This is a genomic window from Desulfoluna sp. (assembly GCF_030145185.1).
GTDB lineage: Bacteria > Desulfobacterota > Desulfobacteria > Desulfobacterales > Desulfolunaceae > Desulfoluna.
The window spans coordinates 37,907-59,605 of sequence record NZ_JAQYWB010000011.1 but is presented as its reverse complement, the minus strand read 5'-3'; the positions used below and the strand labels follow the sequence as shown (position 1 = coordinate 59,605).

At 55.7% G+C, this 21,699-nt stretch carries 14 protein-coding genes; 9 read left to right on the top strand and 5 right to left on the bottom strand.

What is annotated here, in order from left to right; all coding sequences use genetic code 11:
• Positions 1 to 122: 122 nt before the first annotated feature.
• From Q1Q75_RS05090 to Q1Q75_RS05080, 3 genes are all read right to left on the bottom strand, one after another.
• Positions 123 to 731 (bottom strand): TetR/AcrR family transcriptional regulator, encoded by a 609-nt coding sequence (locus Q1Q75_RS05090; protein ID WP_300668063.1) that lies wholly within the window; start codon positions 729 to 731, stop codon positions 123 to 125.
• Between the two features lie 711 nt (positions 732 to 1,442).
• Positions 1,443 to 3,590: a response regulator gene (locus tag Q1Q75_RS05085; RefSeq protein ID WP_300668061.1), complete on the bottom strand. Its 2,148-nt coding sequence runs from the start codon at positions 3,588 to 3,590 to the stop codon at positions 1,443 to 1,445.
• A 151-nt stretch (positions 3,591 to 3,741) separates the two neighbouring features.
• On the bottom strand, positions 3,742 to 4,647 hold the full coding sequence (locus Q1Q75_RS05080; RefSeq protein WP_300668060.1) for a DMT family transporter: 906 nt from the start codon (positions 4,645 to 4,647) through the stop codon (positions 3,742 to 3,744).
• Positions 4,648 to 5,227: 580 nt separating this feature from the next.
• Here Q1Q75_RS05080 and Q1Q75_RS05075 point away from each other — a divergent pair.
• From Q1Q75_RS05075 to Q1Q75_RS05060, 4 genes are all read left to right on the top strand, one after another.
• On the top strand, positions 5,228 to 6,049 hold the full coding sequence (locus tag Q1Q75_RS05075) for a glucosaminidase domain-containing protein (RefSeq protein ID WP_300668058.1): 822 nt from the start codon (positions 5,228 to 5,230) through the stop codon (positions 6,047 to 6,049).
• Between the two features lie 187 nt (positions 6,050 to 6,236).
• Positions 6,237 to 7,403, top strand: coding sequence for a bifunctional glutamate N-acetyltransferase/amino-acid acetyltransferase ArgJ (gene argJ, locus Q1Q75_RS05070; RefSeq protein WP_300668056.1), 1,167 nt, complete (start codon positions 6,237 to 6,239; stop codon positions 7,401 to 7,403).
• 19 nt (positions 7,404 to 7,422) lie between these two features.
• Positions 7,423 to 7,794, top strand: a complete 372-nt coding sequence (locus tag Q1Q75_RS05065; protein WP_300668055.1) for a hypothetical protein — start codon at positions 7,423 to 7,425, stop codon at positions 7,792 to 7,794.
• A 295-nt stretch (positions 7,795 to 8,089) separates the two neighbouring features.
• Positions 8,090 to 9,919, top strand: coding sequence for a YgiQ family radical SAM protein (locus Q1Q75_RS05060; protein ID WP_300668053.1), 1,830 nt, complete (start codon positions 8,090 to 8,092; stop codon positions 9,917 to 9,919).
• A 24-nt stretch (positions 9,920 to 9,943) separates the two neighbouring features.
• Here the strand turns inward: Q1Q75_RS05060 and Q1Q75_RS05055 are convergent, their stop codons facing one another.
• On the bottom strand, positions 9,944 to 12,925 hold the full coding sequence (locus tag Q1Q75_RS05055; protein WP_300668051.1) for an ATP-binding protein: 2,982 nt from the start codon (positions 12,923 to 12,925) through the stop codon (positions 9,944 to 9,946).
• Between the two features lie 60 nt (positions 12,926 to 12,985).
• The gene (locus tag Q1Q75_RS05050) at positions 12,986 to 16,009 is read right to left on the bottom strand and encodes a response regulator (RefSeq protein WP_300668050.1); all 3,024 of its coding nucleotides are present in this window, start codon (positions 16,007 to 16,009) and stop codon (positions 12,986 to 12,988) included.
• Between the two features lie 371 nt (positions 16,010 to 16,380).
• Between Q1Q75_RS05050 and Q1Q75_RS05045 the strand changes: the two genes are divergently transcribed.
• The 5 genes from Q1Q75_RS05045 to Q1Q75_RS05025 all read left to right on the top strand — a co-directional run bounded on the left by Q1Q75_RS05045 (position 16,381) and on the right by Q1Q75_RS05025 (position 21,606).
• Positions 16,381 to 17,016, top strand: coding sequence for a hypothetical protein (locus Q1Q75_RS05045; protein ID WP_300668049.1), 636 nt, complete (start codon positions 16,381 to 16,383; stop codon positions 17,014 to 17,016).
• Positions 17,013 to 17,363 carry a roadblock/LC7 domain-containing protein gene (locus Q1Q75_RS05040; protein ID WP_300668047.1) on the top strand — a complete coding sequence of 117 codons (351 nt, stop codon included), beginning with the start codon at positions 17,013 to 17,015 and terminating at the stop codon, positions 17,361 to 17,363. Before Q1Q75_RS05045 ends, Q1Q75_RS05040 begins: the two co-directional genes overlap by 4 nt.
• Before the next feature lie 7 nt (positions 17,364 to 17,370).
• The gene (locus Q1Q75_RS05035; RefSeq protein ID WP_300668045.1) at positions 17,371 to 18,918 is read left to right on the top strand and encodes a formylglycine-generating enzyme family protein; all 1,548 of its coding nucleotides are present in this window, start codon (positions 17,371 to 17,373) and stop codon (positions 18,916 to 18,918) included.
• A 193-nt stretch (positions 18,919 to 19,111) separates the two neighbouring features.
• Complete coding sequence (locus tag Q1Q75_RS05030; RefSeq protein ID WP_300668043.1) at positions 19,112 to 19,396, top strand: hypothetical protein; 285 nt, start codon at positions 19,112 to 19,114, stop codon at positions 19,394 to 19,396.
• 356 nt (positions 19,397 to 19,752) lie between these two features.
• Complete coding sequence (locus Q1Q75_RS05025) at positions 19,753 to 21,606, top strand: GNAT family N-acetyltransferase (RefSeq protein ID WP_300668041.1); 1,854 nt, start codon at positions 19,753 to 19,755, stop codon at positions 21,604 to 21,606.
• Positions 21,607 to 21,699: the final 93 nt, after the last annotated feature.

Sequence of the window (21,699 nt, the reverse complement as noted above, 5' to 3'; positions counted from 1 at the left end):
TGGAATGCCGGTTGACACTCTTATAAAAACGAAACACGCCTCAAGGAACCGTCACACATCTCGAACAGCTCCGTGATGCCGCATGCCGTCAAAACCCTCCATGCAGGGGAAAATCCCAGGCATCAGATAGATTCAAGGGAGGCGCCTTCACGCATGATCAGAAGAGCCAGCTTATGCATGTACGCACGACGCTCCGCCTCGTTTCGACCGGGGTAATTGCGAAAGGTCATGACAATGCCTGCAAGGGATGCAAAAAAAGCCTGGCTGTGAAAACGAAGGGGAGTTTCCCCATCAGATTTTTTAACCACCTCATCGAACATCTTGGTAAAATAGAGAAGAACCGCGTTGAATTTCTTCAAAGCACGGGGATTCTCTTCTCCTCGCATAAGAAAATGACACATCATCTGAAAGGTCGCTTCATTGTCGATCATGTAATCCACAACGGCCACGGCCAGAGATTCTGTGCTTCCTCCCGCCTTGAGACGACTCTCCAGGAGCTGCTCAATTTTATTGATGTCCCGGATCAGGGCTTCAACAAAAAGATCATCACGGCTGGGAAAGTAGCGATAAATGGATGCGGCGGAGACGCCGGCTTCGCTGGCAATATCCCGCATCCCGATTTCGTGAAAGTTCTTGGTTTCAAAAAGCTTCATGGCGGCTGAAATAATCAACCCTTTACGCACTTCTCGCTCATTCTCTCTAAGACGCATGAATGTTGACTTATCGGTCATCTATATACCCTCCAACTTCTCGGTTCCGTTCATGAGACCGAGTACTCGTACTTTTTTCATAAATTACATGTCACAACAGAAACATGGTTCGTCTGCAGCAGGTGCCGGCCACTTAATAAGGAGCCTCTCTTACCGGTTTATGTCTCAAAAGTGGCGCAACTTTTAAGAACATTGTATTCGGACTGACCTGCACAGTTAAAATAAAAATTACCCTAACAATTTTGGATATATACTACCGTTCATTTGGCATTGCAACACCTTCTCCCTATTTTTATACGATCGGTATAGATAATTGATCAAAGAGAAGAACCGTCCATTTCAATCCCACTACTTTTCGACTGTGTTTTCAGTTTTTTACCTTAGCCTACCCGATGCTCCACAGAAATAAGAAAAAAAGCCCCCATGGCTTCTCTCAAGGAGAAAAGGGGTGGTGTACACAAGAGAACAGCACAACACAGCCCTGTGGCACCCTCAAAAGGCTATCAAGGGAACAATGCCTAATTTGCCCGCAAAAAAATCCATCATAAACCCTCAGGTTACTTTGACTTTTTTGTGACAGCATTCTCTCCATATCAAAACAACATCAGAAAACAGACCCGTCATCAAAACATCAGTAGAAGGGCCATACATTAATATATGCTTATCATATACAAAACACTGTTCAACTCCTAAAATAAAAAAAACTGCGAACGCGCCTTTGCGTCCCTTACCTCAGGACGCGGAAACACTTAAATCCGTCATAAATCGTTTCACCACGGCCCTCAAGGCATTGATGGAGATAGGCTTGGAGATATAAGCATCCATCCCCGCTTGCAGGCACCGGTCGCTGTCTTCCTTCATGGCATGGGCGGTCATGGCCACCACGGGAACCTGAGGATTTCGAACACCCGAGGCCGGGTCACGAATCAACCGGGTGGCGGCGAGGCCATCCATTTCCGGCATTTGCACATCCATAAGGACCAACTCGTAACGCTTCTTTTTGAGCATATCGACGGCTTCCACCCCATTGACCGCCACATCCGCATGCAGAGACAGCTTGGAAAGGAATTTCAGGGCAACCAGCCGGTTGGTGGGGTTATCCTCCACCACAAGGATTGGGTTATCCAGAGCCTCCCCGTCCTCCACGACTTCACGCTCCTGATCGCTGCCCCCCCCCAAACCTTCGGCCGGGGAAGCCGACGCCACCGCCACGGACAGCCCCTCCAGAAGCCCCTGCACCTTCACCGGCTTGGTGACCATGGCATGGTAGCCCATGATCTCCAGTTCATCGAGCTGAGGGCCTTTGCCCCGATTTGTCAGCAAAAGCAGGGGCAAGGCATTGCCATACCGCTCTTTCACACGCTGAGCCAATTCTTCCGGCTTCATGATGGACAGATCGCCGTCGACAATCACCATGCTGACAGCGCGCAGTGAGCCCGCGGCCCGGAGAATTTCCATCGCATGGTAACCGTTTAAGGCCTCTTCGCACCGAAGCTCAGCCGATTTCAAAAGATTACGCACCGATTTACGTACAGGTAGATTTTCGGCCACCACGAGATATTTGCCCTGCCGGAGCTTTTCCGGAACCGGATAAGGCCGGGACCCCGCCCCCACCCGAGAAAAGACCGCGGTAAACCAAAAAAGAGCGCCCCCCTCGGGTTGCCTCTCCGCACCGATCTCCCCGCCCATCATCTCCACAATCTGCTTGCAAATGGAGAGCCCCAAACCCGTCCCTCCGTACTTCCGGGTAACGGAGGCATCCTGCTGAGTAAACGGGGTAAACAGCTCCTCGACCTCCTCTTCGCAAATCCCGATCCCGGTATCGGCCACCTCAAAACGCAAAATAGCCTGCTCCTCACTCACGGTCACCGGGGTAATGACCAGGGAAACAGCCCCTTTTCCGGTAAACTTGACAGCATTGTCCATGAGGTTGGTCAGCACCTGCTTCAGGCGTACCGGGTCACCATTGATAAAGGACGGCACAGCGTCATCGATGATGCCGGTCAACCCGACGTCCTTTTTGGCAGCCCGCACAGAGATCAAATCCATCACATCTTCCACCGCGCTGCGGAGGTCAAAGGGGATCTTCTCCAGATCGAGTTTGCCGGCCTCCACCTTGGAATAATCCAGGATGGCGTTAATAATAGTCACAAGGGAGGTGGCGCTGCTTCGAATAATGTTCACGTATTCAAGCTGCTCCGAGCCGAGACGTGTTCCCAAAAGCAGCTCTGTCATGCCCACCACCCCATTCATGGGCGTGCGGATCTCATGGCTCATATTGGCCAGAAAGGTGCTCTTGGCCCGGTTGGCCGCCTCAGCGCGTTCGGCAAAAAACTTCAAACGTTCCATGGCCTGGCGCAACTCAAGGGTTCGTTCACGAACCTTCTCATCCACCTCCTCGGTCAACATCGAGGAATCGTTTTCGGGAACGCCCATGCAAAGGGCCTCTTGCATCCCATCGGCCAACACCTCTGCCGCGTCGGGTCGAAAAAGCGCCACTGACCGCATAAAAGGGCCTGACGGGGCCTTCTCCTCGGGGGTATTGAGAAAATAAAAGACGTGAAGGGTCGCATGGGAGGGAAGGTTGCGAAGACGCGTCACCACCTCATCGGTTCCGGGGGTGCCCTGCCGGGCCACCACCGCCACCAGGTTGTTGCAGGTCGAGGAAACCGCATCGGCCTCACCCGGGCTCATACACCGGTACAAGGTCATAATGCGAGCCTGAAGCCCCTGACCATCCAGAGCGTTCATTAAAAACGCTTCGGCCTCACCGTCGAGACCGTAAAGAAGTAGGCTGCCCCTGTTTTCCACTGGAAACAGAGACGTCGTCAATCGCTCGCTGGAATCGCTGGCACCGGATGACGTGGGGACGCTTCCCATAGAATGGCCTTTCTCAACATGGGTTTTCCGCCACCGGTCTGTTGCGGATCAGAAAAACACCTGAATTTTCGTTTATTTCAGCATTCATAACAGGTGCCTGCCTTGGGTGTCAATGAAGAGCAAACAGGCTCCCGCCCAGGAAAAAAGCAACTCACCCCTCTTTTTCATCCCTGGCACCCCCCAGGCACCCTCCCTGACTCAAAAACACCCCGGCGACCACCAGGGCCCCGGCCCCATACTGAATGGGCTTGAGCACCTCCCCCAGAATCAACCACCCGAAAAAAAGGGTCAGCACCGGAATCAGGTTAATAAAAGCCGTCGCCTGCCCGGCGGGCATCCGGACCATGGCGAAACTGTAACAGAAATACGCACCGAAGGTCACGAACACCCCAAGATAAATAATGGTCAGAGCCGCCTCCCTGGGAACGCTGTGAGGAATGGGGATCCCACAGACCCACAGGAGAAACCCAAAAAAAACCGCCCCGGCGACAGACTGGACAAAGGTCAAAAACAACGGCGAGTACCGATAAGAGAGCCGCTTGAGAATCAGGGTGTACCCGGTAGCCGTCACCATGGCCAGAAATTCATAAAAATTGCCCAGGGGCGGATTGGGAGCCGACGCCGTCGCCTCCCCCCCGAGGGTGAGCAGGCAGACCCCGAACACCGCCATGGAAAAGCCACCCACCGTGCCCCAGGTCATGGTCTCTTTAAAAACGATCCAAGCCCCCACCGCGACCATCACCGGCAACAATGCCGTGATCATACCCGCCTGGGAAACCGAGGTGAGCATCAACGCTTTGGCTTCAAAAACAAAATAAAGACAGGGCTCACAAAACCCCAGGGCAAGAAGATAAAACCAATCCCCCCTCTGGTACGTCGCCCGTCGGATCTGCCTGTAAAAGAGCAGAGCACAACACGTGGCCACCGCCATGCGGCCGAAAATAACAAAATAGGGGTCGCAACTCCTGAAGGCGATTTTCAACGCAACAAACGACCCCGCCCAGAGCACGATAGCCCCGAGAAGCGTTCCAATGGCAAGGCCTCTTTCACCCTTCATCTCATACACCTTTCACCGATCCATAGATATCATCACAATCTCACACCACAAACCATGAGCAAAACCCATGGCGTGAGGTGCTTTACCACCTTTTCATTCAATTTGGAAACATCAGAACAGGGCCACCGCCCTTATATTAAAAAGGTCGCCCACCCTTCCCCCTTCTGTCAACAGGCTTTCCCGTGGATTGCCCCCTTGGATAATGGTAGAATACGAAAACAAATAAAATTCTGGCGGCAAGGTCTGGGAATCTCTGCCCACCGGAGACCCCGTCCCCTCACCTCCGGGTCACCGATCTGAAAGAGGGTCCGCCCCGGCCCCTCAGGCGTCAGGAACGCAGAACCCAACCCTTAGAAAAAAAATTCTAAACCCCAAACCGGTTCCCGCCGATAAAACATATCGGCACTTCGGGGTTGACAAACCCTTAACGGCCTTTTATTTTGCGCCTTTCCAGACAAAGGAACCAGGCTCCGGCATAAACAAGCCCATCACACCGGACACAGGGTCAAACAGAATCACCGACAAAAGGCTCGGCACCCTTTTGCCGTGCATTTTCAAGGAACCACAAGGGACCGTTATCATGAAAAAAAAAGAGACCCCCTTCTCCAGCGGAGATCATCATAGAGCCCCCTGGGCAGGCCTGACCTTTGTGGTAAGCCTGGCCGCCCTTTTTGTCGCTCTCTACCCTTACCCCAAGGAGCCTGAGGCACAGCTCCCGCCGCCGCCCCCTCTGGCCGTGACGCTTTCCGACACGCTACCTGATTTTTCAATCATCCCCATTGTCTCTGAAAAAAAAGAGGCCTTCTTCGCCTTCATGATGCCCCTCATTGAGGCCGAAAATAATGCCATCCTGGCCCGGCGCCAGCGCCTGAATCAGCTCCACACCTCAGAAGCCTACGCCCCGAGCGAGTACGCCTGGCTCGAAGAATTGGCCGCAGCCTACAAAGTGGACCCCTTTTCTCCAGACTCTCCAGAGGACCGAGAGGCCCTCCGGACACGCGTGGACATGGTCCCCCTCTCCCTGGCCATGGCCCAGGCGGCCAATGAGTCCGCCTGGGGCACCTCCCGCTTTGCCCGTGAAGGCAACAACCTCTTCGGGCAATGGGTCTACGGGAAAGGCAAAGGGATGGTCCCCAAAAACCGAACGAAAGGAGCCAGCCACGAGGTCGCACGCTTCGACAACGTCGCCGACTCCGTTCGAAGTTACCTCCACAACTTAAACACCCTCTGGGCCTACGAACCCCTTAGAGAGCTTCGGCGTGAGCAAAGGGACCAAGGCCATGAACCCAACGGAGAGGCTCTTGCCTTGGGGCTTGAGCGCTACTCCAGCCGGGGTGAAGCCTACATCCGGGAGATACAGCAACTTATACGCATGAATGCCCATCTTTTAAGCAAAAGGTAGGCACACAACAACAATTCACCCTAAAAACCTTTGTTCAAGCACCAGACATTTTATTTTATTCATCAATCCATCAACGCAGACCATTTTTATATCAAAATCTTGATTTCAGTTATTGTGGCAAACTGCGTTTTATACTATGAGATAAGTCAACCTCCCAGTTCATTGGGAATCAGACAGGAGCACGACCATGAAGTCCCACACCCCCCCTGTCATGCCGAAGGGGTTTCACTGCGCCAGCATGAACTGCGGTATCAAAGAAGAGGGCAAGGATCTTTCCCTCTTTCTTTCTGATGTGACCGCCAACGCCGCCGGCGTCTTTACACGAAACCTCTTCCCCGGGGCACCCATTGTGCTAGGCCGTGAGATCATACGCCACGGAAAACTCCGCGCGGTCGTGGTTAACAGCCGTGTCAGCAATGTCGGAACCGGCGATGAAGGCATCGAAAACGCCCGCCGTATGGGACGATCCGTCTCAAAAGCTTTTGACATTCCCGAAGAGGAAGTGATCATGAGCTCCACCGGCGTCATCGGATGTCAGCTTCCCATCGAAAAAATTGAAGATGGAATTTCCCGTATCGGGGAGGGACTAAGCTCCGACCCCCGCGTAGGTGCGGAAGGGATCATGACCACCGACACCTACCCGAAAGCCGTCTCCCTTGAGGTGGATGGAGCCACGCTGACCCTCATCGGCAAAGGCTCAGGCATGATTGAGCCCAATATGGCCACCATGCTGGTCTATATTCTGACCGACGCAGAAATTCCCATCCCGGCCCTGGACCGCATGCTCCGAGAGGCGGTGAAGGACTCCTTCAACATGCTCTCCGTGGATTCTGACACCAGCACCTCAGACACCTGTCTCGCCCTGGCCAACGGGCTCACAGGCCCCGTGGACCACGTCCTGTTTTCCGAAGCACTGAAAACCGCCTGCGTCGAGATGACCCGACTCCTGGCCCGCGACGGCGAAGGAGCCACCAAACTCCTCACCGCCACCGTAGAACGGGCTGCCCATGACACCGAAGCCCGATTCATCGCCAAAGCCCTGATCAATTCCCCTTTGATCAAAACCATGGCCTACGGTGCCGACCCCAACATCGGCCGTATTCTCATGGCCGTGGGCAAATGTATCCATTGCACGGTCACTCCCGAAAAACTCTCGATCACCATCAACGGCACACGGGTCTACGAAGACCAAAACCGTGTCGATTTTGACGAAGCAAAGGTTCGCAGCCTTCTTTCCGGCGAGCATGTTGCCATCACCGTCTCCCTGCACGTGGGAGAGGCGTCGGCAACCGCCTACGGCTGCGACCTGACCGAAAAATACATCGAAGAAAATGCAGCCTACTATTCATCATGAGATGGGGAGACAAGAAGCGATGCATGAAATCAGAGTGGATATCGACAAAAACCGGCTCTATTTCACCCTGGGAATGATCAATCAGGGAGATGAACTTGCTGAAATTATCCATAAAGTTCAGCAGGCGTCATACAAACTGTCCCGAGGATTTACCTGCATCACGGACCTTCGTCATTACGAGTTAGCCGAAGGTATCTCTGAAAACTTCATGCGCTTATGCCAGGAGGCTCTCTGGGACTGCGCCATCGGCCGGGTGGTCCGCGTTAAAGCCCCGGAGCGAAGGGCGCCTGACTTCCCCCATGAACACAAAAGCCTGGTCTGGCCTGCGTACAGCGTGGACTCTGCCCTCAGCATGGAAGAGGCAGAGAACCTTTTAGACCAACCGCTGTAAGTATTTAAGAGCTCCAAGCCCCGGCTGGAATTTCCCCTCCAGCCGGGGCCGCTCTATCAGGCCCAAAGCGCACGCTATTCCCGCCCACCCCCTTGCCCCCCTTACCCATCTTCTGCGCTGTCATTGTGGTCTTGCCTGTGATACGGTATTTCGGTTTTGATTCGGATATTTCATGGGAAACGATTCGTTTCAGGCACTGTCATCACGGAATCACGCCCTGATATAAAGGGTTCCATAACGAATCACCCGTTGAAGGGCCACGCACGACTTGCAACGCCGTCAGGATACAACCGATATGATCAAAAAATCCCCTTTCTTACCCGCCACACGCCAGGAAATGGATGCCCTTGGATGGGAACGCCCCGATGTCATCCTCGTGACCGGAGACAGCTATATTGATGCACCGGCCATCGGAGCCGCCGTGGTGGGACGCGTCCTTCACAGGGCAGGATACAAAGTGGCCATCATTGCCCAACCGGACATCACAGACGGCCAAGACATCACTCGCCTGGGGGAACCGGCCCTTTTTTGGGGGGTCAGCGGCGGTTCCCTGGACTCCATGGTGGCCAACTACACCGCCTCAGGCAAAAAGCGGAAACGCTGTGACTACACCCCGGGTGGGGAGAACAACCGCCGCCCCGACCGTGCCGTCATTGCCTACACCAACCTCATCCGCCGACACTTCAAGGGCGGCACCATCCCCATTGTTTTAGGGGGGATTGAGGCCAGCCTCCGTCGGGTGCCCCATTACGATGCCTGGCAAAACCGAATCCGTGGCTCCATCCTTTTTGACGCCAAGGCCGACTACCTGCTTTATGGCATGGGAGAACGCAGCGTGGTGGAGTTGGCCGACGCCTTAAGCAGCGGCACCTCCCCGGACGCCATCTACGGTCTCTGCCGAAAATCTGAGACTCCGGTGGAGGATTACCTGGAGCTCCCCTCCCTGGCCGAGGTAAAGAAAGACAAGGAAGCCTTTACCCGCATGTTCCTGACCTTCAAAGCCAATGCGGATGCCTTCACGGCCAGGGGCCTGGTCCAGAAACATGACAGCCGCTACCTCATCCAGAACCCGCCCCAGCCCCCCTTAACCGCCGAGGAGCTGGACACGGTCAATGAATTGCCCTACACCCGAGAACTCCACCCCTTGTGCCAGAGCCAGGGCGAGGTCCGTGCCATGGAGACGATCCGTTTTTCCATCGCCTCCCACAGGGGATGCTACGGCGAATGTAACTTCTGCGCCATCGCTCTGCATCAAGGCCGAACGGTCAGCAGCCGCAGCGAAGCCTCGGTGCTGCGTGAGACCGAAGCCCTGACCCACCTTCCAGGCTTTAAAGGAAATATCCTGGATGCCGGCGGCCCCACAGCCAATATGTACGGGTTTGAGTGCGCAAAAAAACTGAAGAAAGGGCCCTGCACCGACCGACGATGCCTCTACCCCGTGATCTGCCCCTCTCTGAAGCCCGACCACTCACGGCTCCTTTCACTGCTCAAGAAAATGCAACAGGTGCCTGGAATCAAAAAGGTCTTCTCCGCCTCAGGCATTCGTCCTGACCTTGTCCTGGCCGATAAAAAAAACGGGGACCTCTATCTTAAGGAAGTGGTCGCCCACCACACCTCGGGCCAGCTGAAGATTGCACCGGAACACACCAGCGAAAAAGTCCTCTCCCTCATGGGAAAGCCGAAAACAGAGCTGCTCCGGTTCCGAAAACGATTCCAGGAATTGACCGATGAAGCGGGGAAACCCCAGTTTCTCACCTACTACTTCATGGCGGCCCACCCGGGGTGCGGCCAGAGGGAGATGGACGAGCTGGCCCAATTCTGCCGAAACGAGCTCCACACACGACCCGAACAGGCTCAAATCTTTACCCCGACCCCATCGACCATCTCCACCTTGATGTATCTCACGGAAAAAGACCCGGAGACCGGGCAACCCATTGTTGTTGAGAAAAGAAAAGAGGCGAAGGAACGCCAGAAAGGAGCCCTGCTCAGCACGAGCCGGGGAGATCAGGGAAACGAGAGAAGACCCTCAGACGGGCGAAGGGACAAGCGCCCCTCCGAGGTAAGGCGCAAGACCGAGGAAAAAAGAACCTCCGGCAGACACAAGGGCAACCGGTCTTCGTCATAAAAAAAACCGGCCTCTCCTCAGGCCTCAGACAATCACCTGTTCCAGAACCTCGGCCAACTCTTTAAGGGTGAAGGGTTTCATCAGAATCTTCACGCCCTGAAACTCTTCAAAATGAGTGTGGCTGAGGGGCTCTGGCCGTCCTGAGGTGACCACCAGCGGAATGGCTGGAGCATAGTCTCGAATCGACCGAGCCATCTTCCCACCGCCGATGCCCCCCATAAAAAAGTCCATCACCACCGCCACATATTTTTTGGGCCACTGGCCGAAAACCACCAGGGCCTTCTGCGCATCCGTAAAAGCCTCCACCTGATACCCCAGGCGCCTCAGCACCTCACGGGCCAGATCAATAAAAATCTCATCCTCATCCATCAAAAGAACGGTTCCCCTGGTCTCCAGCCTGTCCAGGGCGGGGTCCCTCCCTTTGGCGTTCTCGGGAAGATCGGCCAGCGGAAGATACACCTGGAATGTGGCCCCCTGTCCCCGCTCACTCTCAAGGCTCACGGCCCCCCCATGGTTCAAGACAATCCCATGCACCACGGCAAGCCCCATGCCCGTTCCCTTCCCCACCTCCTTGGTGGTGTAGTAGGGCTCAAAAATGCGGGAGGCTATCTCCGGGTCCACACCATGGCCGGTATCGGAGACCGCGAGCCGGACATAGGGACCCTCCGGCAGATGCAGAGCCAGGGCAAGGGCCTCCCCAAGCGCCACTTCGTCGGCATGAATCTCGATCTTTCCACCCTCTTCCCCGATGGCATGGAAGGCATTGGTGGCCAGGTTAATGATGATCTGGTGAATTTGAACCGAGTCGGCCACCACCCGCAGCTTCCCCTCGCCTGAGGTAAACCGGACGTCGATGTTTGACGGCAGAGAGGCGCTGAGAAAGGCAACCGTATCCTTAATCAAGGCACCCAGGTAGCAGGGCTCCCGCTTCTGTTCATTCTGCCGGCTGAAGGCGAGAATCTGAGCCACCAGATCCCTGGCCCTCTGACCGGCCTTATCGATCTGCATAATTTTATCACGGGCCTTGGGGTTGTCCTCCGGGATGTACATCAAGGCCAGCCGGGTATACCCCATCATCGCCATGAGAATATTGTTAAAATCGTGGGCAATCCCCCCGGCCAGCACCCCGATGGACTCCATTTTCTGTGCCTGCCTGAGCTTGCGCTGAAGCCCCTCCCGCTCCCGCTCCAGACACCTGCGTTCCGTAATATCCCTGGACACCAGAAAAATTTCCCGCGCCCGCCCGTCTCCATCCCGCAGGAAACGCGCCGACACCTCACTCCACACCCGGGAGCCGTCTTTTCGCCTCAACTCGGCCTCAAACATAAAATCGTTTCTGGAATGCCTCTGGGGGGCCGTCAGGGCATGGGTCAAGGCGGTCCGGATCTCCCGCTCCGAATAATCCGTAAGAACCGCCCGGACATCCTGATGGAGGAGTTCCTCCTCCTCATACCCCAAAAGCGTCAGCACCGACGGGCTCAGATAGGTAAAGGCCAGAGGATCAATGCTCAGGATGCAGAGCGTGTCCATGACATTTTCCGCCAGAAGGCGGGAGCGCTTTTCACTCTGCTCCGCCACGTCCTGGGCTCGTTTTCGTTCGACAACCTCCTCGGCCAGGGCATCGGTGTGCCGGGAAAGCTCCTCCTGCAGTCGGCTCAGGTTCTGATACACGGTGGAGTTGTACAAGGCAATGGAGACAAACTCCTTGATCCGGCTGATAAAACGTTCTTCCCGCAGGGTGATCCCCGAAAGGTCCCCTTTCTCAGGAAAAAGCACCAGCCCAAGAAGCTCTCCGTAGCGGGAAAGCGAGACAATATAATCGCAGCCGCACTGATCTAAAAGGGCGGCAACCTCCCGACGCACCTCGCGGCTTCCCGCCCGTCGCTCCACCTCCCGACGATCCAGGGGAGCCTGAAGCAGGGAGAGCCAGCGATGGGTCACCTCCGAGAGCTCCAGCGCCCGGCCGGTGTCCTCTTCCAGAAACCCCTCCCCCTTTCGGGTGAAAAAAACCAGGCCCCGAATACGAAGGGTCCCCTCCACCGTGCGACGAAACTCATGGATCATCTCATCGGTCCGCCGCAAAAGCAGAATATTCTCGGAGAAGTGAGACTCCACCTTTTTAAAATCAAAATACTGCCGGTTAAAAAGACGCTGAACCGCCGCCTGAATCACCCGAGAATAACGGTAATTCATATAAAACCAGCAGAGAAAAAAAAGGAACAGCAAGACTGAATGGAGGGCGTGAAACCAAGGTCTAAGGAGATAAAACACCCCCAGGTTCGGCACAAAAATCAACAGAGCCATCAGGCCCCAGGCCAGGGAAAGATGAAGGAGAGAGGCGAGGTGAAGCATCCGGTACCGGAACACCGCATAAGCCAGAACCAGCATGGGCAAAAAAAGATAATTGCCCATGCTGTAAGGGAGCATCCCCTCAAAAGAGATCATGCTCAAAGAGATCAGAACCGCCGAGGCTGTCAGGGAGCCCGCCACGAGCCAGAGATTCCGTCGCTCATCGCCGGCGAGGGCCAGCCCCAAGCGGCCAATACAAAGCCGGACCAGATAAATCATCATCACGCCGGAAAAAAGAGCATTCACGCAGAAAAAAGGCCTCACGCCGGGGAGCACGCCCCCAAAGGAGGCAGAGCCCATCAAGACATGCCAGGGCGTCAAGCCGGCCATGAGCAGTCCCAGTGTGGCTATCAGGGACAGACGTTCCACCCTGGCATTGCGCAAATCAAACCATCGATATAGAAAATGAAGGTGCACCAGGGGCACCCACAAAGACAAAATGCCATGCAGCCTCGCCAGGTACCCGGCCATCTCCACCGGCACCACGAACTGGACAAAATAGAAAACGGCATTCATGGACCAGAGAAGACAGATCAGAGGAAAAAGAAGATTTTCAGCTCGAAACCGCCCCTTGGCCACAGAAATCATCGCCAGAAAGACGCCGGTAAAGAGCGTCAATGCTGCCGGTAAATGATAAATCAGTTGCACATCGTTCATGATGGTCTTGCCCATTACCGTACCGCAGCCGGTACGTCCCTGCCTGAAACCCCCGAATATTTATGAAACCGGACTCTCCTGCAACACCTCGGGCGGTGCGCACCGAACCCCGTGAATGGCCTCTGCCAGCTCCTTCATGGGCACCGGTTTAAAGAGCACCGCCGATACCCCCATGTCCTCATGCCTTCTGCCCAGAAGCTCGTTGCTGAATCCGGTGCAGAGGATCACCGGTGTCTTCTCATTCAAAGCGCGAATGCGCTCGGCAAGCTTCAAACCCGACATATGCGGCATGGTCATGTCGGTCACCACGACATCAAAACCGCTCGGATCCCGAGCAAAAACCGCCACCGCCTCTTCGGGATCATCCAGGGCCACGACCTCAAACCCCATGCGGGACAACGCCTCTCCAGCCAGATCCACCAGCATGGTTTCATCATCGACAAACAGCACCCGCCCGCCGCAGACCTTACCCGCCTCGTGCGGACTGGATAAAATCTCGGTCTCCCCTTGCGCCTCGGGAAGGTAAACAGAAAAAAGGCTGCCTCTCTCCTTGCTGGACTCCACCACCACCGCGCCGTTATGACTCAGGATGATCCCCTGAACCACGGCCAGGCCCATGCCGGTCCCTTTCCCCAATCCCTTGGTGGTAAAGTAGGGCTCAAAAATACGGGTTTTGATGTCAGCCTCCATCCCATGACCGGTATCCGACACCTGCAACAAGCCGAAAGCCCCAGGCTCCAGCCCATGACGCCTGGCCTCCCCCGCATCCAGGGTGGTGCGACACACCCTCACCTCAATGCCACCCCCCGCCACCCCTTCCAGAGCATGGGAGGCGTTGGTGCACAAATTGGCCACAATCTGATGAATCTGCACCGGATCGGCCACCACCCTGACCGGGGCCTCCGGAAAATCACTGTGAATGGCCACCCCCTCGGGAATGATGGGCCGTATCAACCCCAGAGATTCCCGGGTAAGGGTTGCAAAATCCACGGAACGCCGGGCCTGTTCGTCCTGGCGACTGAAGGCAAGAATCTGAGAGATCAACTCCTTGGCACGCAGGCCCGCTTTTTCAATCTGAGCCAAAACCCCTGACGCCTTGCTGTCTTTGTCCTCAAGATACATGGCCCCAAGCTGCGCATACCCTAAAATAGCCATCAGGATGTTGTTGAAATCGTGGGCAATGCCACCGGCCAGAACCCCTATGGACTCCATTTTTTGGGCCTGCCGAAGCTTTTGCCGCAGCTCCTCCTTCTCCATCTCTGCCACCCGGCGTTCGGAGATATCCCGGGCCAACCCCACCACCTCCATGCCCCCATCTCCGGTGGCAATAAAATGGCCGGACACCTCTGCCCAAGCCGGAGCGCCCCCTTTGCGTATGTGCTCCAGCTCTACCATGAAAGAGCCCCCCTCCTGCGACGGCGGAACCATCTGGGCAAGCTCCCTGCCGGAACTCTTCGTCAAAAAACCCAGAAAAGCCTCCCCCACAATTTCCTCAGGGGTATAGCCGGTGAGTTCCTGGCACGACGGGCTGGCATATTTAATCATTTGATCGTTGACCCCCACCACGACCAGGGTATCGAGAATATTATCCGCCAGAATGTTGTAACGGCCCTCACTGCGGCGGAGACTCTCCTCTGCACGGCGGCGCTCCAGAATCTCCCGGGAAAGTTCCCGGCGTCTGAGTTCCAATTGATCCTTCACCGAGGTGACGGCCTGATACACCCGTGAGTTGTACAGGGCGATGGAGAGATACCGACTCACCTTTTCAAGAAATTTTATCTCCATGGGCATCATCGACACGCTGCCCTGCTTGTCTGCAAACACCACCAGCCCAATCAGCTGGTCGTACTGCACCAGAGGCACCAGACACAGCCCGTCATACCTGTCAAACAGGGCCATAAGATCGATGCGCACCCCTGGGGGAGGGGTCAGGCTGTCTGAGGTCAAAACAAACGGGTCGATAAAGCAATCTGCCGTCACAAGCCAAGCCGTCGTCGCCTCATTTAAGGTGACAATCTCCCCGTCCATGTCGGTCAAATGCACGGGATCACCCACGGGAGCGAAAAAAAATCGAATAGAGCCGATGCAAAGTGTGGAGCGCACCAACTCACCGAATTCGGTCACCAGGCTCCGGGTGTCCCGCAAGATCAGAAGATCCCGGGCAAATTTACTTTCTGCCGTTCTCAAATGATGGGGATAACGGTTGAACCGCCGGCTCACTTCCGGATGAATCCGAACGGCGCAAAAATGATTCACGGCATACCAGAGGGGCAGCAGAAAAATCAGGGGCAACACATGTTCGCCGTCAAGCAGAGGTTTCAACGCATAAAAGATCAGAAGGTTGGGGAGAAGAAACACCCCCCCATAGATCAGACGGAAAGAGGCAATATGAACCACAGTAAAGATATCTAAGATGCGATGACGCAGGACCCCATAGGCCATCACCCCCAAGGGGACGAACATGAAATTGACAATGGGGTACATGGAATTTCCGGTAAATCCGGTAAATTCGAAGGCCGTGCCAAAAAGAAGGAAGGTCCCCCCCAGAAGAGAGACAAAGAGATACCGATGCTTAAGCCACACCTCGCGATCCCGGGAGATCTTCATGGCCGTCACCGTGCAGTGCACCATGTATCCGAAGCAGGCGGCGGCGTAGACAACATAGAGAGGGAAAAAGGGGCCAGCCTTGCCGATGACGCCCCAGGGGTAGGTCTGAAGACCGGCAAGAAGCCAGGGTCCCATCGATCCCATAGCCATCAGGAGGCTGCAGGCAAAAAGACCGGCCTCTATCCGAGGCTTACGTATCTTGAGAATGCGATGAAAAAAAAGAACGCCCACAAAAGGGATAAATGCGTAGCCAAAAAGGATGCCCCGTTCAAACCGCATCAGCACCCCAACATCTGTCACCACACGCTGCACCAAAAACTGAACCGGCCTCATCGACACCAGAAAACAAAGAAGGACAAATAAAAGAATTTCTTTTCTGTGACGGCTCCGGGCAAAGGCAAACAGGGAAAAACACACGCTCAAATAGACAGACAACAGCGGCGGTATCAGCCCCACATCAAACTGATCAATCTGCACTCCCACCCCCCTTTCCCTGCAACATGACGGCCCTGCTCTTGCCGCCGATGTCCCACCCACCGGTCAATCACTCATTTGACTCATTCCAGACGTTCATATATAATCCCTTTATCGGCTAATCATGGCAACGGATTTAATATTTAGAGCAAATAGCCCCAAGTAAGCGTCCTTTCGCCAACCAATGGCGGATTCGAGATGATTTGAAATAGTACACTTTCGGGTGACTATCAAGAATTCTTACGATTTCAACTCAGAGGTTCCCGGACGGATACCCCTGCAGCTTCGTGTGGATGGAAAACAGGCCCTTTTCCCTCTCACCCGCTGAAGACTGTACACCGTTCGTCCCCTAAACCCTGCCCGATCCGGAGACTATGGACTTAATCATCGCCATTTTGGATAAATTTCCTGCTGTTTCAAGTGTTTTCGTTATCACCCCCGACGAAGCCGTGGCCCATGCCTGTTCCAACCGTACCGATGCCCCACCCTGCCCCGCCCATCACCTCAACCAATTTTATCACAACGCCACCCGGCTGATCCCCGAGAGCCACGAGGTGTGCCTCTCCTTCGGACCCACCTGCGTCACCCTTCGGCCCCTGCCCCTGAACTGGGTCCTGGCCGTACAGCATCAACCGGATTGCAGTGTCTCTGCCCTGGACGCCCTCCACAAAGCCGCCCAGACCCTGCCGAAAACCGATGCACAGCGGGCCGATGAGGCTTTTTCCATCCTCACGCCCGACGCCGTCATGGCCGGGGCCTTGGGGGCCTGGCTCGTTCCGATGATGAAACTCCTCGAAGAGGTCATCGAGGCACCGCCCCAGACCCTCTTCCAAAAGGCTCTAAACGAGTGGATCGACCGGGAAGATCCCTCTTTCAAGGGATTACACCATTTTTCGGATCTCATCGCCGCGGCCATTACCGACACCAACAAACGAAGCCATTACGCCGAAAAAGCTAAAGGAATCTTCACATCCGGCGAAAAGACAAACAAAGGGAAAACGACGCCATGACCACCATATTGGACTTTATCAAAATTGCCCGTATCAAGGGCGTCAAGTCCTATTGTCTTGTCTCCGCCGAGGGTCGCCGCATGGCAGGCAATGCCACGGACACCTTTTGCAAAGAGCTGGCCCAAGTCGCCACAGAGGGGGCCGGGACGACCCAGGAGACGCCTCTGGCGCCACCGATCAGTGTCTCCATCCGGAGTGCCGGGGCGTCTCTCATCATCATTCCCGTTGGAAACTACACCCTGAGCGTCACCCCAGCGTCTAATGTGCCGGAGGGTCAACTGATTGCAGATGTTCTGGCCTTTCTCCACCGGATCCGTCACCAACACACCGTCAGCCAGAAGAGTTAGTTTGACCATGCCACGATTGATCCTGCTCCTTGTCGCCACATATTACCTTGCCTCGGTCACCCCTGCCTTTGCAGCCCAGCCCGCCACCAGCTCTCGGGTCCTGTCCGAGTTGACGGCTACCCTTGAACGATACCGTGCCGAGAGCCGACGGCTGGAATCCCGGCACCTGAATCAACTTCGGGACATCGAGCGCGCCTACTACCTGAAACTCAACAGCCTCAAAACAGAGAACCCGACGCAGCCAGCCTCCAAGGGCATGTTTGAAACCACCGAGGAGTACAAAGACCGCCTGGCCCGTCACCGACAGGATCTGGCCACGGTCCGGAAAGCCAACCGCAAAGCCCTGACCGAGCTGGAACGCCAGGGCGGACTGCATATTCAGGTGGCAAAAACCGAGGTGAGCTGGCTGAAGGCCCAGCTTGAATGCCTGAGCCCGATGGCCAAAACCATCACCCGGCTTCAAAACAACGGGTGCCTCGTGACCGGTGACACCGCCACCATAACCGTGCAGCGGCCCCATGCCGACACCTTCCGTTTTCCCGTCACCATCAACCACAAGGGCACCCTCTACAGGGAAACCTGGACCTACCCGGACCGGGATCGAGCAGAAACCATCTGGAAACTGCGCCACGACATCAAGGTACGGCCCCACTACAGCCCCGAACCCAATGAGGAGGGCGGCGTCCGCCTGCGGCTCACCCGCTTCATCATCACCGATCCCCAGGGAAAGGCCCTCACCCAATTCCCGGTCAGCACCCCGGCACCCTTTGAGGCCGTGGCCCACCTGGCCCGCATTCAATCCGATGAACTGCCGGCTGCCCGCATCCTCATGTCCCTGCGCAATGCCGTGGAAGGCCCCTTGCCCGGCATGCGCTTCGTCTTCATCTCCCCCCGCTCCTTTGACATGGGCAGCCCCAAACAGACACCGGGCCGCCGCCCCGATGAGCGCCTTCACCGGGTGCAACTGAAACGCCCCTTTTACATGCAGACCACGGAAGTGACCCAGGCCCAGTGGGAACTGGTCATGGGCAACAACCCTTCCGGGTTTCCCTTCTGCGGCAGCGACTGTCCGGTGGAAAATATCTACTGGCAGGATGCCATGCGATTCATCACCAAGCTCAACGCCCAGTACAAAGGCAAAGGGCGCTTCCGACTCCCCACAGAAGCCGAGTGGGAATACACCGCCCGCACCGGGACCCTCGACCCCTGGGTGCAGTCCGGCGAAGATGCCGCTACCTATGCATGGTTCCGCCCCAACGCCGGAGAGGCCCCCCACCCCGTAGCCACAAAACACGCCAACTTGTGGAATATCTATGACATAAACGGAAACGTCTCAGAATGGTGCAGCGACTGGTACGGGCCCTACCCCAGCCAGCCCATCTCCAAGGATCCACAAGGCCCCTTAAATGGCGAATTCCGTGTCACTCGGGGCGGAAGCTGGTTCCACGGCATCGACAGCATCCGAGGTGCCCACCGCAACAGCGCCAACGCAGAAGACAAGGGGGCTTATATCGGCTTCCGCCTTGTCCTGGATATCCCCCCCGAAGGGCTCTGACAACCAGAGGCCTGGGGAAACGGGAATATAACCTATAGACATCCCGCCCGCCGCCGACATACAATCCAAGCCATACCCTCCTGTTTTTTACCGTGCCGCAAATAAAAAGCCCGCGCCTGCCCTCTATATTGCCCATGCAGGCAAATCGCATGAGCGATTAGGATCACCCCATCAACCCTCCCGGAGGCCACCCATGATCAGCAAAGCCGCCATCACATCCTTTCAGCTTCCCCCCCACACCATCCGAACCTGCCGGGACCTCTATGAGGAGTTGGCAAAAAATCCCCGGCAACACCGGTTCATGAAAGAGACCCTCTCCCTCTGTGCGTCCGATCCCCAGGCGCTCAACAAACTCTGGTGGGTCCTTAACTACCATGCGGAAAGCTTTGACAAAAGACGCACACTCCGTGCCTGGGTCGAATCCCGATTAGAGGAATTGGCCAGGCAAAATAAACAGCCCCGTCCTCTTCAAGCCTGACCCCTTCCTCCACCCCCAGGAAAAAGGGACGCTTTGCACCATCGCCCATCAAACACAATCTCCCTTTTACCTGCACTTTTTGCTTCCTTTTCCCTTCGGCAACGACTACCTTAAGAAATAAGGATGACCGCTCTCCCGGATATTTCATGAGAAAGCAATCAGAACGAATGAATAATCCGTAATGACAGTTCTTTGCAGTCATATTTTCCGTTGTTTCAAAAATGCAAAATGTAATCCACGGTATTCTATCTGATTTTCGTGAAATGTCCGGGCTCGGACATCTCCATTCAAAAACTGACCCTGTTACGGTAAGTTACTCGGTCGCCCTCCTTAATTCAAAGCGAGACACGTTGCCCATGGTACGAGACTACTCTAAAGTACTTCAAGAGCTGATTGTTACCCCCGAAGAGGCCCTTGAAGATATCGAACCCGGAATGAGTATCTTCATCGGAACGGGTGCGGCCGAACCCCGCACCGTGGTCCGAGCGCTGATGACCTCCACCGCCCCCAACATCCAGGACCTGGAACTCATCCAGATCCTCAGCTTTGGTGACGCTGTCAATCCCGAGTGTTTCGCTGCCGACCGGTTTCGCCTGAAAACCTTTTTTTCCGGCTGGGTGGCCGACGAGGCCATCTCCAAAGGGCACGTGGACTATATCCCCAGCCGCTACTCCGAGATCCCCAATCTTTTCGCCTCGGACCACATCGATGTCCATGTGGCGGTTATTCAGGTCTCTCCCCCCAATGACTCAGGCTACTGCAGCCTGGGCACGGCCGTGGACGTGGCCAGGCAAGCCATCGACAAAGCGACCATTGTCATCGGCGAGATCAACGACAACGTCCCCCGCACCTTCGGGGATACCTTTGTACCCATCTCTGATTTCGACTGTTTTGTCCTCTCCGACGACCCCCCCATTGTCTTCGAACGCTGGCCCGTGGACGCGGTCTTTGACGGCGTGGCAGAAAAGGTGGCCTCGGTCATCGAAGACGGCAGCTGCCTCTCTTACTCCATCGGCCCCCTCTTCGAAGCCCTGCCCCGCCACCTGAGAGGCAAAAAGAACCTGGGAATTCACAGCCCCTTTGTCACCGACGCCCTCATGGATCTTATCAACAGCGGGGCCGTTACCAACCGCAACAAAAAAATCTATCAGGGGAAATCCCTTACGTCCTACGCCCTGGGATCCCTCGAACTCTTAAAATGGCTCGACGGCAACCCCATGGTAGAATTCCAGGCCATCAATCGGGTCTTCAGCCCCATGCAGATCGGCAAAAATCCCTCGGTGGTCACCATCGTTCACGCCCGGAAGGTGGACTTAAAATGCCGGTTCGCCCTCCACACCGGCAAAGGCAACATCGCCACCGGCCCCTCGGAGGTCATCGACTTCTTCAACGGCGCCGAGATTTCCCGAGGCGGATGCACGATCTTTGCCCTGGCCAGCCGGAACCTTCAGGGCAAATCCAACATCACCTGCAGCGTGGACAACTACCCCAACCAGTTCTCCGTCCACGAATCCGTGGACCTGGTGGTGACCGAATACGGCGTGGCCAGCCTTAAAGGACGCACCGTCCGTGAACGAGCCCAGGCCCTCATCGAAATTGCCCACCCCGACGACCGCGCCGCCCTCGTGGCTGCTGCCCGGGAGAGCCACATCCTCTACCCCGACCAGATATTTATCGAGAACTCCGCCCACACCTACCCGTCAGAGATCCAACGCACCCGAACCTTTAAAGGCGGCCAGGTGATCAACTTCCGCCTCATCCGCCCCTCCGACGAAGAGGGCATGCGAAAACTCTTCTACCGATTCTCCGATACCGCCGTGTACTACCGCTACTTCACCCCCGTCACCGCCATGCCCCACGCAAAGATGCAGGAGTACGTCAACATCGACTACACCCGCACCATCGCCATCGTGGGACTCAGCGGCAGAGCCGACAAAGAACGTCTGGTGGCCGAAGGCCGATTCGTACAGGGAAGAAAGGAAGGATTTGCCGAGGTGGCCTTTGTCGTGGACGAGGCCTTTCAGAACATGGGCATCGCCACCGGCATGCTCGCCATGCTCACCGACATCGCCAAAAAAAGAGGTCTTAAAGGGTTTACCGCAGACGTCCTCAACTCCAACAGCCAGATGCTGACTGTCTTCAAGAAGCTGGGCACCCACTGCAACATCACCATGAGCAACGGGGTCTATGAGATCACCGTCACCTTCTAAATGATAAAACGTATAAACGATAAAGAAATAAAAAGGAGGGAAAGAGGAAGGGTAAAGGGATGGGGTCTGTCCCCGCATCCCCCGCATCCCTTG

What these genes read in the sequence shown, in the direction of transcription:
- Q1Q75_RS05090 (WP_300668063.1), bottom strand. Translation starts at nt 731, where the DNA reads ATGACCGATAAGTCAACATTCATGCGTCTTAGAGAGAATGAGCGAGAA.
- Q1Q75_RS05085 (WP_300668061.1), bottom strand. Translation starts at nt 3,590, where the DNA reads ATGGGAAGCGTCCCCACGTCATCCGGTGCCAGCGATTCCAGCGAGCGA.
- Q1Q75_RS05080 (WP_300668060.1), bottom strand. Translation starts at nt 4,647, where the DNA reads ATGAAGGGTGAAAGAGGCCTTGCCATTGGAACGCTTCTCGGGGCTATC.
- Q1Q75_RS05075 (WP_300668058.1), top strand. Translation starts at nt 5,228, where the DNA reads ATGAAAAAAAAAGAGACCCCCTTCTCCAGCGGAGATCATCATAGAGCC.
- argJ (WP_300668056.1), top strand. Translation starts at nt 6,237, where the DNA reads ATGAAGTCCCACACCCCCCCTGTCATGCCGAAGGGGTTTCACTGCGCC.
- Q1Q75_RS05065 (WP_300668055.1), top strand. Translation starts at nt 7,423, where the DNA reads ATGCATGAAATCAGAGTGGATATCGACAAAAACCGGCTCTATTTCACC.
- Q1Q75_RS05060 (WP_300668053.1), top strand. Translation starts at nt 8,090, where the DNA reads ATGATCAAAAAATCCCCTTTCTTACCCGCCACACGCCAGGAAATGGAT.
- Q1Q75_RS05055 (WP_300668051.1), bottom strand. Translation starts at nt 12,925, where the DNA reads ATGAACGATGTGCAACTGATTTATCATTTACCGGCAGCATTGACGCTC.
- Q1Q75_RS05045 (WP_300668049.1), top strand. Translation starts at nt 16,381, where the DNA reads ATGGACTTAATCATCGCCATTTTGGATAAATTTCCTGCTGTTTCAAGT.
- Q1Q75_RS05040 (WP_300668047.1), top strand. Translation starts at nt 17,013, where the DNA reads ATGACCACCATATTGGACTTTATCAAAATTGCCCGTATCAAGGGCGTC.
- Q1Q75_RS05035 (WP_300668045.1), top strand. Translation starts at nt 17,371, where the DNA reads ATGCCACGATTGATCCTGCTCCTTGTCGCCACATATTACCTTGCCTCG.
- Q1Q75_RS05030 (WP_300668043.1), top strand. Translation starts at nt 19,112, where the DNA reads ATGATCAGCAAAGCCGCCATCACATCCTTTCAGCTTCCCCCCCACACC.
- Q1Q75_RS05025 (WP_300668041.1), top strand. Translation starts at nt 19,753, where the DNA reads ATGGTACGAGACTACTCTAAAGTACTTCAAGAGCTGATTGTTACCCCC.